This window comes from Enterococcus sp. AZ149 (assembly GCF_051714285.1).
Classification (GTDB): domain Bacteria; phylum Bacillota; class Bacilli; order Lactobacillales; family Enterococcaceae; genus Enterococcus_D; species Enterococcus_D entomosocium.
Genome location: NZ_JBIORO010000001.1, coordinates 1,524,258 through 1,537,974 on the forward strand (window position 1 = coordinate 1,524,258; position 13,717 = coordinate 1,537,974).

Genomic DNA, 13,717 nt, shown 5'->3' on the forward strand with positions numbered 1-13,717 from the left:
TAAAAAAAGAGAGAAGGACAGGGTTGCTGTCTTTCTCTCTTCTTTTTTATTCCTCAGAATTCACGTACAACTCACTCAAAGCTGGCAGATCATGGACTTGGTATTTTGCTTTAAACGCTGCGATTTCTTCAGCGCTGAAGCGGTTCGGATCAAGTTTCAGTTCTTCGACAGGAAGAGGTCGTTCGTTAGCGATCTTGACATCGATCACCACAGGTCCGTTGATTTCTTTAGCTTGTGTAAAGACGGATGCTAATTCATCTTCCTTCGTTACCGTGAAGCCTTTCGCACCTAATGCTTCCCCAACTTTACCAAAATCAGCACCGGCTAGTTGGACACCGAACTTGGTTTGCTCGGTATCTTCTTGCTCCGCTTCGATGAAGCCGAATGAGTCATTGGAAAAGACCACGTTGATGATTGGTAAATCATATTTCACTTGGGTGATGATGTCTTGCATTTGCATCGCAAAACCGCCATCCCCACTAAAGGTAAATACTTGGCGATTCGGATAGCTCAATTGAGCTGCGATCCCACCAGGTACACCATTACCCATTGTCGCAAACCAGCCAGACGTTATAAAACGCTGTTCACCCGTCATTTCTAAATGACGGATACTGTGGATCGTCACATTACCGACATCCGTGACAAACAGGGCATCAGGAGCTGCAATCCGGTTGATTTCTCGATAGACAGGTTCAGGACGCAAAGGAACTTGCGAATCATGGTAAAAATGATGGCGCCATGCATGCCAATTGCGACAGTTTTCTTGATTGGCTTTTAACCAAGCATCTGCAGGACGAGGGGCTGCCATCTCTGTCCATTTTCTAAGAGCGGTCGCACCATCTCCTAAAACGGAGACATCCGTCTGATGACGACGACCAAATTTCGAGGCGTCGATATCAACTTGGACAAAGTTGGCACCAGGATTGAAAAAGCGGCGGCCAAAAGGGAAGTCACTGCCGACAAAAACGATGAGATCGGCTTCTGCCAAAGCTTCATTGGCAGGTTTTGTCGCAACCCGTCCAGCAAATCCAAGAAAGTTTTCATAAAGATCAGGCACGATGCCTTTGGCTAAGACAGAAGCTGCGATAGGCATCGAGAAATGCTTAGAAAAAGCATCGATGGCATCAAAATGACCAAAGAGACCTTGTCCGATATAAAGGACGGGTTTTTTTGCTTGTTCAAAATAAGGAAGGGCAGCCTGTAAACCCTCTTCATCAGGCTGGAGAACACCTGTCTTATGATTTTTTGCGGTTGCAATCTCCTGTTCGTCGATTTCTGCAAACCCGTAATCGACCGGGATCGTTACCACAGCGACTCCTTTAAATTTGTAGGCTGCTTTAATGGCTTCGTCCACCACGTGGGGCAAACTTTCAGGGGACATGACCGTGCGATTGTAGATACTGACATCAGCGAACATCGGATTTTCATTCATTTCTTGAAAATCATTGTAGTTCATCGAGCTCGAAGCTACTTGTCCTAACAAGGCAACGACGGGCACATTATCCATTTGAGCATCGTATAAGCCATTGATCAAATGGGTGGCACCCGGACCAGCAGAACCAAAAACCGCACCGACTTTTCCCGTTAGCTTGGCATCAGCCGCCGCTGCCAGCGCACCCGCTTCTTCATGACGTACTTGAACATATTTGACCGATTGCCGTTCATGGTACAAAGCATCCATCGTTGAGTTGAAAGATCCACCGGGGATTCCATAGATATGGTCGATGCCCCACGCTTCAAAAATCTTGATCATTGCTGTACCAGCATTGATTTTTGTCATTTTCTTCACTCGCTTTCTCTGTTGTCATTCGTTCTCTTTTAAGTATAAACGTTTCTCAAAAAGACAACAAAGAATGCGCCTTCTGTCACAAGGCGCATAGAAAGACTTATTTTAGGAAATGAACGACTTAGTTGCGAAGCTCTTGCACGAATCGACTGGCGATCTCTTTTGGTCGGGTGATGGCACCACCAACCACGATACCGGTCACACCCATATCCTGAATTTTTTTTGCTTGTTCCGGTGTGTGGATCTTGCCTTCGGCTATTACCGGAACCTTCGCCGCAACCAATTGCTGGATCAACTGATAGTCCGGTTCGTCATTGGTAGGACTGTTCGCCGTGTAGCCGGACAAAGTTGTACCAACAAAATCGATGCCCGCTTCAAAGGCATTGATGCCTTCCTCATAGGTGGCGATATCTGCCATGAGTAGTTGATGGGGATAAAGAGTTTTGATTTGCTTAATAAAGGCATTAATGGTCAAGCCATCATGACGTTTGCGCAAGGTGCAGTCCAAGGCGATCACCGCAATATGTAAAGCTGCTAATTCGTGTACCTCTTTGATGGTTGCTGTGATAAATGGTTCTTCCGGTGGATAGTCTTTTTTGATGATTCCGATGATCGGCAAATCAACAGCTGCTTGGATCTCGCGAATATCGCGAACGGAATTGGCACGGATGCCAACAGCACCAGCTTCTTGAGCTGCTTTTGCCAATAGGGGCATGACACCGCCGTTTTCGGTATATAGGGGTTCTCCAGGCAATGCTTGACAAGAAACGATCACTCCGTCCTTGATTTGTTGGATAAAAACTTCTTTTTCCATGTATATGACACTTCCCATTCTTGTAAAGGTTCGTTTCTCCCTTCGACTATATCATGAGGCTTTTTCCTTGTAAATGAAACGACACCTTCTTTAAAAGGAAAGCGAACACCAAAAAAGAAGCAAGCACCGTCATCAAGGGTGCTTGCTTCATTAGGAGGTGAGGATAGGGAATCCTTTATTCCGCTTGTTTTGACGTGCATTGCTTGAACTTCTCAAAATCGATCGTTTGATTAGCAGACAGCACTTCGTATTGCAATCGTTCTGTTTCTTCATCGTGAATGATATGGAGGATTTTTCCGTCTTCGTCTACTGGTCCCAGACTGATGATCGTAAACCGTTCATTGATGACTTCTAAATTCTGTAAAACCCCAGAAAACACTTTGCGAATATGATGGGCGGTCTTGATTTTTTTGTCTGCTTTTTCAACAGCCTTGGCTAACGTAAAGCCTTCATCTAAAAACGTTTTGATCATTTCCACTTTGACGACCGTGGGCAGTCGGTATTTTCGTGGGGCATTTTCTTCTTGTGGGACCGATTGAATAAATCCTTTTTGTTCCCAATAACGCAATTGGCGAGGGGAGATATCACACATTTGGCTAAGTTCGCTGATGCCGACCAACAAGTTTTCATTATCAACGAGTTTTCGAAAAAGATGAGACATACGGACTCCATTCTTGTAAAGGTATTTGTTAACATTGTAACTTGTTTTACTTTTATGTCAAGTAGGTTGACAAATGTTAGGGAAAGATTTAAAGTAAAGAAGGTTTTATGAAAAATATACTGAAAAGAGTGTGAAATATGTCAACGAGTCGTCCTTTAGATATCTACGGCAAACCTTACAATCGTTCCTTACTGGTTATGGTTTTGCTGATCGGTACGTTTTGTACTGTTTTGAACCAGACATTGTTAACAACGGCTTTTCCAACCTTGATGGATGCCTTTGACATCTCTGCATCTGATGTCCAATGGCTAACCACCGGTTTCTTGCTGGTCAATGGGATCATGATCCCGATCACCGCATGGCTGATCAACAAGTTCAGCTCAAGAAATCTTTACTTAACCGCAATGAGCATCTTCCTGGCTGGAACGATCGCTTGCTTTGCTGCACCGAACTTTTCTACATTATTGATTGGCCGCTTAGTGCAAGCTGCTGGTGTAGGGATCTCCATGCCGCTTTTGCAAAATATCATGTTGTCGATCTTCCCACCAGAAAAACGCGGTTCAGCCATGGGTATGTCCGGAATCGTTATCGGGTTGGCACCAGCCTTAGGCCCAACGTTATCTGGTTGGATCATTGATCATTATGACTGGCGTTATTTGTTCGGAATGGTCATTCCGATCGTCGTTTTAGTCTTAGTCTTAGCGCTCTTTCTAATGAAGAGTGTGATTGAATTGTCGCATCCGAAAATCGATCTGTTCTCAGCGATTTTATCAACGCTTGGTTTTGGTACATTGCTCTATGGCTTTTCAAGCGTCGGTGACAAAGGGTGGGGCAGTATTGAAGTAATCGGTTTTCTTGCAGCCGGTGTCTTTTTCATTGCTTTCTTTGCATGGCGTCAATTGCACATTGAGCATCCGTTCTTAGAGTTGCGCGTGTTCAAGTCAACGACATTTACCTTGGCATCGATCCTTTCAGGGGTCACGAATATGGCGATGATCGGTGCTGAAATGGTTCTCCCATTGTATATCCAAAACATTCGTGGTGAATCAGCGTTCCATTCAGGTTTGATGTTATTACCAGGTGCGCTGATCATGGGGATCATGATGCCGATTACTGGTGCGATCTTTGATAAGTATGGTGCAAAACGTTTAGCCATCACCGGGATGTTTATCTTGACCGCCGCAACCTTACCATTTGCTTTCCTAACAAAAGATACACCGATTTTGCATATCATTATTCTTTATGGGATTCGGATGTTCGGGATCTCAATGGTGATGATGCCAGTAACGACTTCAGGAATGAATGCCTTGCCTGGAAACTTGATCAGTCACGGTACCGCAGTAAACAATACCTTCCGTCAAGTAGCCAGCTCGATTGGTACAGCTATCTTGATCAGTGTCTTAACAAACGTGACTAAAGGCAATTTGCCAAGTGATTCTTTGTTGGATAAAACGCCTTTGGCCTACAAAGACCAAGCAATCGAAGCGACTTTATCCGGCTACCATGCCGCCTTTTATGTGGCAGCGGTGTTTAGTTTCTTAGGTTTCTTGATCGCCTTCTCCTTAAAGAAAAAAGAACCACGATTGACGGTTCTTGAAGGAGGTGCGGACAAATGATCTTGCTTTTGATCGTTCTTAGCGTGTTAGGATTTGCGGTATTGAATGTCTTTGCCAAAAACAAGCGGCAAACAGGTTTATCATTGGTCTTAGGTCTAGTCTTCGTAGCTAGTGTCGTCGCATTGATGGCCAATTTGACTTACCATTTTGGAATGGAAAAAGAAACGACTGCTAAAACAACAGCACTGGTTTCTAGTGCCGATAACGAGAATTTTGATTTGCTATTGTATCAGCCATTAGGAGATGGTACGGAAAAAATCTACCTGTATAAAACGGATGCTGATCAAGAGGAACCAAAACAAACCGGTACTGATAAAGTGACCAATGTCGTGGAAACAGGGGCTGATTCAGCTCAATTAGAAACAAAAACGACGCGCTGGGTTTATAAAAGTGACCTATCACGCTTCTTGTTCGGAATCGCTGATAACGATGGCCAATATGTCAGCCGTACCAATACGTTCTCATTACCAGATTCATGGGAAGTCTTGAGTGTGGATCAAGCAAAAAAACTGGCTTCTTTAGCGAAAGAACAAGCGGACACCATGAAAACACAAGGACAAGCGTATGTCCAAGAAAAAATGCAAGCTGCATTAATGGCTGATCCAACTATGGACGAGGCAGCCCAAAAAGCAAAAATCGCTGAATTGACAGAAGCTTATCAAAAAGAAGCGATGGCAAAACTGCTTGAAGAAGCAAAAAAGTAAAAACGAGTAGATAGTCATGGGACAGAAGAATCAAATCGGATTCTTCTGTCCCTTTTTCTACATGAAACTTGTGACTTAGCGAAACAGCTGCTAAATGTTGGTCGTGTCCATCAACAATAAAAATCCCACACACTAGTAGTGAGTGGGATTTTCTTTATTCAAATGAGCACGCGGCAATCCGGTCGAAAGCTTCTTTTAACAAGTCCAACGATTGGGTGGCAGCTAAGCGAACATAGCCATCGCCGGTCGTTTCTCCAAAGGCTTTCCCAGGGATCATCAGCACACTGGTTTCTTTTAATAATTTCTCTACAAAGCTGACAGAGTCCAACCCTGTTTGTTCAATGTTGATGAAGGCATACATGCTTCCTTTGACAGGGGATAAGGAAAGGAATGGGATCTCAGCAACCCGTTGTTCAATGTAAGTCAGTCGTTCCTTAAAGACAGCAACCACTTGCGGCACGAGGGTATCATAGTGATTCAATGCGTAAATACCTGCCCGTTGTGAAGGGGTTGGTGCCGAATAGGCGATCGCCTCATTGATCAGTTTTGCCGTAAGATTGATCGATTCAGGTGCGATCATGTAGCCGATCCGCCAGCCAGTCATGGCAAAGGCTTTTGAGAAACTGCTGAATGTGATGGTGTTCTCAGGTGCGAAGGCTGCCATCGGTACAAAGGTATCATCAAAGCAAAAGGCTTCATAGACTTCATCCGAGAGGACCAGCAAGTCATGGTCAATGGCAACTGCTGCGATTTTTTCAAAAGTTTCTGGAGAAAAAACAGCACCGGTAGGATTGTTTGGTGAATTGATGATGATCGCCCGAGTTTTCTCAGTGATGGCGGATTTTAAGACCTCGACATCGATTTGAAAGCCATCTTTTTCAAAGGTCGGGATAAAGACCGGCACACCACCGACTAGTTCGACTTGTTGTTTATAAGGTGAAAAGTATGGTTCATGAATAATCACTTCATCACCAGGATCAATGATGGCAGCCAAAGCTAAGTACATGCCATGCAATGCACCGACAGTTCCTCGTACTTGGCTAGGAGAAAAAGTAAGCTGGTATTGCTTTTGATAAAAATCAACGACAGTTTGGATAAAATCAGCACTACCGTCTGAAGCGGTGTATTTTGTATGACCCGCTTTGACGTCAGCAAAAGCTGCTTCAATGATCGTCGCATCTGTAATCAAATCAGGATCACCAATCGACAAATCAATCAAATTTGGGGTTTTCTTCGCAAGAGTGGCGATCTCCATTAAAAGATTTTCTTCTGGTTGTAAAAAACGTTCTGCAATCAACGGACGGTTCATTTTGTCATCTCCAATTTCTATAAAACTTTGCTTAAAAAATCCTGTGTCCGCGCATTTTGCGGATGCTCAAAGATTTGTTCGGGTGTTCCTTGTTCTTGAATGATACCGTCAGCCATAAAGATGACACGATCGGCAACTTCTTTAGCGAAGCCCATTTCGTGGGTAACGACCACCATCGTCATGCCTTTTTCTGCTAAAGCTTGCATGACCGTCAACACTTCTCCGACCATTTCTGGGTCCAAAGCCGATGTTGGTTCGTCAAAGAGCATTACATCAGGATCCATTGCCAACGCTCTAGCAATAGCGACCCGTTGCTGCTGCCCGCCAGAAAGGCTAGAGGGGTAACTATCCGCTTTTTCAGCTAAGCCAACTTGCTCCAGCAATCCTTTCGCTGTCTCTTCGGCAGCGGCTTGCTCTTGCTGTTTGACTTTGATCGGGCTGATAGTCAGATTTTCTAACACCGTTTTATGAGGGAATAGATTGAAGCTTTGAAAAACCATTCCCATTTTTTGACGAATCTGATCGATTTTCACACCTTTTGCCAATAAATCATTGCCTTCGAAGGTGATTTTCCCGCCGGTCGGCTGTTCAAGAAGGTTCAAGCAGCGTAAGAAAGTACTTTTTCCACTTCCTGATGGTCCGATGATCACAACGACTTCACCAGGTGTCACTTCAAGATCGATTTCTTTTAAGACGGTATTCTCGCCAAATGTTTTCACTAATTTTTCAACTTTAATCACTAGTTTTCATTCTCCTTTCAGCAACACCCAAGAGACGTGAGAGGGCGAAGGTCAATACAAAGTAGATCAATGATACGATAACGTATGGTAAAAACGGTTTGAAGCTGGCCCCTTGAACGACGCCTGTTTGGAAAATCAGTTCAGACACACCGATCACCGATACGACCGAAGACTCTTTAATGACCGTGACAAATTCATTTCCTAGAGCAGGCAAGATGTTTTTGATGGCTTGCGGGAAAATGATGAAGCGCATCGCTTGGATCTGATTCATTCCTAATGAACGAGCGGCTTCCAGCTGTCCTTTGTTGACGGCATTGATCCCGGCACGAATGATTTCTGCCACATAGGCGGCACTGTTTAGTGCTAAGGCAATACAGCCGGCAGCTAATTTCGAAAGCTCTAAGCCTAACACGCCTGTTCCAAAGTATACAATAAATATTTGTACTAACAAAGGTGTTCCTCGAACATATTCAATATAGACAGCGGCAATGACTTTCAGTGCTTTTGATTTAGAAAGCTTCATAAAGGCTAACAAACTGCCACCGATAGAGCCGAATAATACCCCAACCAAGGCTAGGAAGATGGTATAGCCAGTTCCGGTGATATAAAAAGGCAGATATTTTTCCCAAAAGCTTTGCTCTTCATCGATCGTGCCATCTTCGGTAAACATCAATCGATAGGCATCTTCTTTGTATTGGCTTAAAAGATCATTACTAATGATGGTTTCAATGGAGGAGTTGAGTTTTTCCAGTAAAACTGGCGCTTCTTTCGAGATGGCGATGGCGGTCTCCTTCACACCGTTTTCAAACGTGACATTTTCGGCTAATGCCAATGTATCATTCGCCGTCACATATGCTTCGGCAACGGGACCTTCCATCACGATCGCATCGATCTTGCGTGATTTTAGATTGGTGATCAAATCAGGCACCCTTTGCAAAGAGGTGACAGTCGCGCCAGTCAATTCTGTATTTGCCAGCTCTTCTTGGGTGGTTTGTCGTTGTGCACCGACAGCCACACCATCAAAATCAGCCGTCGATTGGAAACGATCCGCGTCTTCCGCTCGAACCAGAACAGTTTGTTGGACTTCCATATAGGTGTCAGTGAAATTGACTTCTTTGCGGCGCTCATCCGTAGCAGCCATCCCAGAGATGACGACATCAATTTTGCCTGTTTTTAACGCCCCTAACAACGCATCAAATCCAAGTTCCTCGATTTTCAGATCGACCCCTAAGTCATCTGCAATCTTTTGGGCAATGGAAATATCGATTCCCACGATTTCATTTTTTCCGTCAACATTGGCACGGAATTCATAAGGTGCATAATCGGCAGATAAACCCACGACTAATACACCATTTTCTTTGACTTTTTCATAGATTGGATCAGTTTCTTCTGCATGTGCTTGTCCGACAAAGAAAAACGGCAGCAATGCTGTGATGATCCCTAATAAAACAGTACCCTTACTAAACCTTTTCATGTAAACGCCCCTTTAACTTTTTCTGCGCATCTATTAAAAATGCAAATAATAACTAATAAATGTATAAAAATACATATAAGTGATAGAAACTATCATAGCATAACATCAGTTGAAGTCAATAAGTCAGAGAAAAAAAGTCAAAAAATGTTGTAGAGCGTAAAACCATTTATTCAATTTTTTTGCAATCCAACCAAGAGCAATGTGAAGAAGGCACAGCGTCTTTTTTCTAAACATATATATTCGATCTTTCACTTTGAAAAAAACCGATAATAAAGAAATGTGACCACACTGAATGAACAAATGGAAAATGGTCTCAGAAGAAGCCAAAAAAAACGAAACATAAGACATTTTTTTGATTTCTTGCGATAATAAAAGTGAAGAGGAGGCGGTAGGATGAAGGTCGTATTGATTCGACACGGAGAAAGTGAAGCAAATTTCGAAAATTATTGGACAGGATGGCTGGATGTTTCGCTGACCGAGAAAGGCCGGCAACAAGCATGGGTAGCAGGGGAACAGATCAAAGCAATGGGGATTACTTTTGATTTTGCCTTTGCATCTGTGCTTCAACGAACGATCATCACGTGTGATGCCGTTTTGGAAGCTAGCAATCAGCTTTGGGTCCCTGTACACAAAACATGGCGCTTAAACGAGCGTCATTATGGGCAACTGGTTGGGGTCAATAAAGATGTGATGGTGGCACAATATGGAAAAGAACAGGTGCAAAAATGGCGTCGAGGATATGATGAACCGCCTTTATATGTGGAGGAAAATGATTTCGATCGACGCTACGATTCTTTGGATCCTCGCTTGATTCCTAAGGGAGAAAATCTGGGAATGGTCGTGGCCCGAGTGGTTCCATTTTGGCAAGATCAGGTGGTTCCGTTACTTAAAGATCATAAGAATATTCTCATTACTGGTCATGGGAACAGTTTGCGGGCGTTAGTCAAATACTTGGAGGACGTGCCCAAAGATGACATGGATACGATCGATATTCCTAACGCACAGCCGATCATTTATGAGTTTGATAGCCAAGCAAACTTGATTGAACGGGCGTAATAACGAACATTTAAAGAATAAACCACATTTTCGTTTGATGTTACATCGAAAATGTGGTTTTGTTGTGCTATAATAAGAAAAATTTAATGAAAGGCGGGAGAATATGAAAGCCGTATTAACCGTTATTGGAAAAGACAAGGTTGGGATCATCGCCGGTGTCAGCCAGAAATTAGCAGAATTAGAAATCAATATTTTAGATGTGTCCCAAACGATCATGGAAGATTACTTCACGATGATGATGCTTTTAAACATGGATGCCAATCAGGATTTTGACGGTGTTCGTGAGGAGCTTCACCAAATAGGTCAGGCATTAGGTGTGAAAATCAGCATTCAAAATCAAGAGATTTTTGATACCATGCATAAATTATAGGAGGCACTATGGAGACAAATCAAATACTTGAAACCATTCGCATGGTGGAAGAAGAAAACTTAGATATTCGTACGATCACGATGGGGATTTCATTATTGGATTGTATCGACGCCGATATTGATCGTACCTGTGAGAAAATTTTTCAAAAAATTACAACAAAAGCGAAAGATCTTGTCAAAGTCGGCGAAGAGATCGAAAGTGAATATGGCATTCCGATTATTAACAAGCGGATTTCGGTTACCCCTGTAGCGATCGTAGTGGCAGCTTGCCAGCCGACACCCGCAGACTGTATCAAAGTTGCGAAGACCTTGGATCGAGCGGCGCAAGAAGTCGGAGTAAATTTCATCGGCGGCTATAGCGCACTAGTAGAAAAAGGCTATCAAGGCGGCGACCTTGCATTGATCGAATCGATTCCAGAAGCCTTGGCTCAAACCAATTTTGTCTGTTCGTCGGTCAATATTGGATCAACGAAAGCTGGGATCAACATGGATGCAGTACGTCTGATGGGAGAAACAGTCAAGAAGACGGCTGAGGCATCAGATATGGGCTGTGCGAAGCTCGTCGTCTTTGCGAATGCAGTGGAAGACAATCCCTTTATGGCGGGGGCTTTTCATGGGGTCGGTGAAGCTGATGTGGAAATCAACGTCGGTGTCAGCGGACCTGGTGTCGTCAAACGTGCCTTGGAAAAAGTCAAAGGCGAGTCCTTTGATGTCGTGGCGGAAACAGTCAAAAAAACAGCTTTCAAGATCACGCGGATGGGGCAATTGGTCGGGCGCGTGGCTTCAGAGCGCTTGGGCGTTCCATTCGGGATCGTCGATCTTTCGCTGGCGCCAACTCCTGCAGTCGGCGATAGTGTGGCATTGATTTTAGAAGAAATGGGCTTAGAATCTGTCGGTACCCACGGAACGACAGCTGCTTTGGCATTGTTAAATGATGCAGTCAAAAAAGGCGGCGTAATGGCCTGCAACCATGTTGGTGGTCTGTCGGGTGCTTTTATCCCCGTTTCTGAAGATGCAGGAATGATCAAAGCAGTAGAAGCTGGTTTATTGAATTTAGAAAAACTTGAAGCCATGACGGCGATCTGCTCTGTCGGCTTAGATATGATTGCGATTCCGGGAGATACTTCGGCTGAGACGATCGCCGCAATGATCGCGGATGAAGCAGCGATCGGTGTCATCAACCACAAGACGACAGCTGTCCGAATCATTCCAGCGAAAGGCAAAGAAATCGGCGATCGCATCGAGTTTGGTGGGTTATTAGGGACAGCGCCAGTGATGAAAACCAATCCTGCGAAGTCTACTGATTTCATTTTGCGTGGCGGCCGTATTCCCGCACCGATCCATTCATTTAAAAACTAGCTCGTGTTCATTTTGTAAGAAAATATGATAAAGTGACCTTTAAAAGACTAATCAGAATGCTGTCTTTTAAAGGTTTTTTGGTCCTGTTACTATTTTTTTCATTCCTAAGGCGGATGTTTTTTTGTTTGGAATCGAATACAATGAAAGATAACACGATAAAAAGGGGTGGTAAAATGAAGAAAATCTTCCAACTTGGGATGTTGGTTTTTGTTGGTTTGATGGGATTTTTTGTCCTTCAACCATCAATTGCCTTTGGACAGACATTTGTTCGCGATGATGCCGGGGTCCTTTCACAAGAGACGATCGAACAGATCGATGCCTTGAATAAAGAGGGGTTCCAATCATTGACTGGCGCGCCAGAATATGCTGTGATCACGATCCCTTCCTTAGATGGGCAATCGATTGAAGAGCGTAATTTGGAACTGTTCAATGAATATGGTTTAGGAAATCCAGAGGACAATAATGGACTATTGTTTCTCTTTGCCATTGATGATCGTGAATTTCGTCTGGGTTATGGCGATGGACTATCCTATGTCTTCAGTGAGCTATCGGAAGATGATTTAGTGGATGAAGATGCCAAAGACGCATTACGAGATGAAGATTATGATACAGCGATATTGGCAGCTTCTAATGAAGTCTATCAGCGAATGAAAGAAGCGGATGAAACGATTGGATTAGGGACGATTTATCAAGATGGCAATCAAATGTTAGCAGAAAAACAGGCACAAGAAGCAGAAGCCACTAAGCAAATGTGGTTCACTATTGGAAAAATCGTCAGTGGTGTCGTAGCGGCAGCAGCTGCAGGCCTTGTCGGGTTCATCAGTTTTCGCCATCTTAAAACCAAACGGCGATTTGAAGAGCACCTGCCGTTGCCGAAACATCTGTTAGAAGATAGTCACTTCCAACAGAAAGATTTCTTGAAATGGGCTAGCAATAGAAAGAACTATCAGCGTTACCATCAGTATCAGACAGCAAAAGATTGTCAACAAGCATTTACGCAGTATGTGACTAGTACTTACGTGCCAGCGAAATTGAGTTCGATCACCGGATTGTCGACTGCGGATAAACGAGTTATCCAACATGCCTTGACGAATCCAGCAATTGGATCTTATTTTTCAAACTTGCTGATGAAGAAAAAAACCACGGTCAAACATTTCGGTCAGGTGATCCTTACACAACATGACACCTTAAAAACCTATGAAGCCCAATTAGGCAGGGAAGTGTCTGAACGGATGGCAGACTATGATTTATCTGATGCGGTGTTACCTGAGAATTTGCCTTTAGCAGATGCGTATCGAGCAGAAATAGCTAAGCAAGCCAAAGAAGAGATCAGAAGACGCAATGAGCAGGGGCGTTATTTAGCGCAACTTGTGACGGAAAAAGCGACCTATCCTGAGATGGTACAAGCCATTCCGAAAGAAGTTTCTAATGTTATAGCGGAAGTGAAAACAGATGCCTTGTTCCAAGTTGACTTGAAACAGGTTTATCAAAATCACCCAGATTTAGCAAACAAATTATCCTCATTTGATGCTTCTGATCGAGCAGCAGTTTTAAATAATGCTCGCCAAGAGTATGACCCGCATGGGATGAATATGGCGTTGTTCTTTGTGATGATGAATAATCACGTGTCCCATCAAGAACAAGTCATTGCCGATACACAAAGTTCTTCGAATGATTTTGGCGGTTTTAGCGGAGGAAGCAGCAGCGGTGGCGGTGTTTCTGGTAGCTGGTAATTTTTTCGTAAGGAGGAACGTTCATTGTTCTGCAATACATTCGCTTGCATGTAGGTTTGTGCAAGCGGAAGGATTGTATGGTCAATGGCGTTTTTT

The 13,717-nt window shown here is 43.7% G+C and carries 12 protein-coding genes; 6 read left to right on the top strand and 6 right to left on the bottom strand.

Annotation, left to right across the window (positions count from 1 at the left end):
- Positions 1-46: 46 nt before the first annotated feature.
- From spxB to IGI94_RS07140, 3 genes are all read right to left on the bottom strand, one after another.
- Positions 47-1,780 carry a pyruvate oxidase gene (gene spxB / locus IGI94_RS07130; protein WP_016620850.1) on the bottom strand — a complete coding sequence of 578 codons (1,734 nt, stop codon included), beginning with the start codon at positions 1,778-1,780 and terminating at the stop codon, positions 47-49.
- Between the two features lie 127 nt (positions 1,781-1,907).
- On the bottom strand, positions 1,908-2,600 hold the full coding sequence (locus tag IGI94_RS07135; RefSeq protein ID WP_430601589.1) for an N-acetylmannosamine-6-phosphate 2-epimerase: 693 nt from the start codon (positions 2,598-2,600) through the stop codon (positions 1,908-1,910).
- A gap of 175 nt (positions 2,601-2,775) precedes the next feature.
- Entirely contained in the window at positions 2,776-3,261 is a 486-nt protein-coding gene (locus IGI94_RS07140; RefSeq protein WP_005236312.1) for a MerR family transcriptional regulator, read from the bottom strand.
- A gap of 137 nt (positions 3,262-3,398) precedes the next feature.
- Here IGI94_RS07140 and IGI94_RS07145 point away from each other — a divergent pair, with 137 nt between their 5' ends.
- The gene (locus IGI94_RS07145; protein ID WP_034872230.1) at positions 3,399-4,877 is read left to right on the top strand and encodes an MDR family MFS transporter; all 1,479 of its coding nucleotides are present in this window, start codon (positions 3,399-3,401) and stop codon (positions 4,875-4,877) included.
- Positions 4,874-5,581: a DUF4811 domain-containing protein gene (locus tag IGI94_RS07150; RefSeq protein WP_008381376.1), complete on the top strand. Its 708-nt coding sequence runs from the start codon at positions 4,874-4,876 to the stop codon at positions 5,579-5,581. The genes IGI94_RS07145 and IGI94_RS07150 overlap by 4 nt, the downstream gene beginning before the upstream one ends.
- A 154-nt stretch (positions 5,582-5,735) precedes the next feature.
- On the opposite strand, the gene IGI94_RS07155 is transcribed toward IGI94_RS07150, so the two are convergent.
- From IGI94_RS07155 to IGI94_RS07165, 3 genes are read right to left on the bottom strand one after another with little or no spacing between them, the layout of a single operon-like run.
- Positions 5,736-6,890: a pyridoxal phosphate-dependent aminotransferase gene (locus IGI94_RS07155; protein ID WP_008381374.1), complete on the bottom strand. Its 1,155-nt coding sequence runs from the start codon at positions 6,888-6,890 to the stop codon at positions 5,736-5,738.
- A gap of 17 nt (positions 6,891-6,907) precedes the next feature.
- Positions 6,908-7,630 carry an amino acid ABC transporter ATP-binding protein gene (locus IGI94_RS07160; protein WP_005230134.1) on the bottom strand — a complete coding sequence of 241 codons (723 nt, stop codon included), beginning with the start codon at positions 7,628-7,630 and terminating at the stop codon, positions 6,908-6,910.
- Entirely contained in the window at positions 7,623-9,104 is a 1,482-nt protein-coding gene (locus IGI94_RS07165) for an ABC transporter substrate-binding protein/permease (RefSeq protein WP_005236308.1), read from the bottom strand. The genes IGI94_RS07160 and IGI94_RS07165 overlap by 8 nt, the downstream gene beginning before the upstream one ends.
- 393 nt (positions 9,105-9,497) lie before the next feature.
- Here IGI94_RS07165 and IGI94_RS07170 point away from each other — a divergent pair, with 393 nt between their 5' ends.
- From IGI94_RS07170 to IGI94_RS07185, 4 genes are all read left to right on the top strand, one after another.
- Complete coding sequence (locus IGI94_RS07170; RefSeq protein ID WP_008381373.1) at positions 9,498-10,160, top strand: 2,3-bisphosphoglycerate-dependent phosphoglycerate mutase; 663 nt, start codon at positions 9,498-9,500, stop codon at positions 10,158-10,160.
- A gap of 103 nt (positions 10,161-10,263) precedes the next feature.
- Positions 10,264-10,530, top strand: coding sequence for an ACT domain-containing protein (locus IGI94_RS07175; RefSeq protein WP_005236306.1), 267 nt, complete (start codon positions 10,264-10,266; stop codon positions 10,528-10,530).
- An 8-nt stretch (positions 10,531-10,538) separates the two neighbouring features.
- Entirely contained in the window at positions 10,539-11,888 is a 1,350-nt protein-coding gene (locus IGI94_RS07180; RefSeq protein ID WP_008381372.1) for a PFL family protein, read from the top strand.
- A gap of 140 nt (positions 11,889-12,028) precedes the next feature.
- On the top strand, positions 12,029-13,621 hold the full coding sequence (locus IGI94_RS07185) for a TPM domain-containing protein (protein ID WP_438899596.1): 1,593 nt from the start codon (positions 12,029-12,031) through the stop codon (positions 13,619-13,621).
- Positions 13,622-13,717 lie beyond the last annotated feature (96 nt).

Bases quoted from the DNA above. Each gene is read 5' to 3' on its own strand.
- spxB (WP_016620850.1), bottom strand. From the start codon at position 1,780: ATGACAAAAATCAATGCTGGTACAGCAATGATCAAGATTTTTGAAGCG.
- IGI94_RS07135 (WP_430601589.1), bottom strand. From the start codon at position 2,600: ATGGAAAAAGAAGTTTTTATCCAACAAATCAAGGACGGAGTGATCGTT.
- IGI94_RS07140 (WP_005236312.1), bottom strand. From the start codon at position 3,261: ATGTCTCATCTTTTTCGAAAACTCGTTGATAATGAAAACTTGTTGGTC.
- IGI94_RS07145 (WP_034872230.1), top strand. From the start codon at position 3,399: ATGTCAACGAGTCGTCCTTTAGATATCTACGGCAAACCTTACAATCGT.
- IGI94_RS07150 (WP_008381376.1), top strand. From the start codon at position 4,874: ATGATCTTGCTTTTGATCGTTCTTAGCGTGTTAGGATTTGCGGTATTG.
- IGI94_RS07155 (WP_008381374.1), bottom strand. From the start codon at position 6,890: ATGAACCGTCCGTTGATTGCAGAACGTTTTTTACAACCAGAAGAAAAT.
- IGI94_RS07165 (WP_005236308.1), bottom strand. From the start codon at position 9,104: ATGAAAAGGTTTAGTAAGGGTACTGTTTTATTAGGGATCATCACAGCA.
- IGI94_RS07170 (WP_008381373.1), top strand. From the start codon at position 9,498: ATGAAGGTCGTATTGATTCGACACGGAGAAAGTGAAGCAAATTTCGAA.
- IGI94_RS07175 (WP_005236306.1), top strand. From the start codon at position 10,264: ATGAAAGCCGTATTAACCGTTATTGGAAAAGACAAGGTTGGGATCATC.
- IGI94_RS07180 (WP_008381372.1), top strand. From the start codon at position 10,539: ATGGAGACAAATCAAATACTTGAAACCATTCGCATGGTGGAAGAAGAA.
- IGI94_RS07185 (WP_438899596.1), top strand. From the start codon at position 12,029: ATGAAAGATAACACGATAAAAAGGGGTGGTAAAATGAAGAAAATCTTC.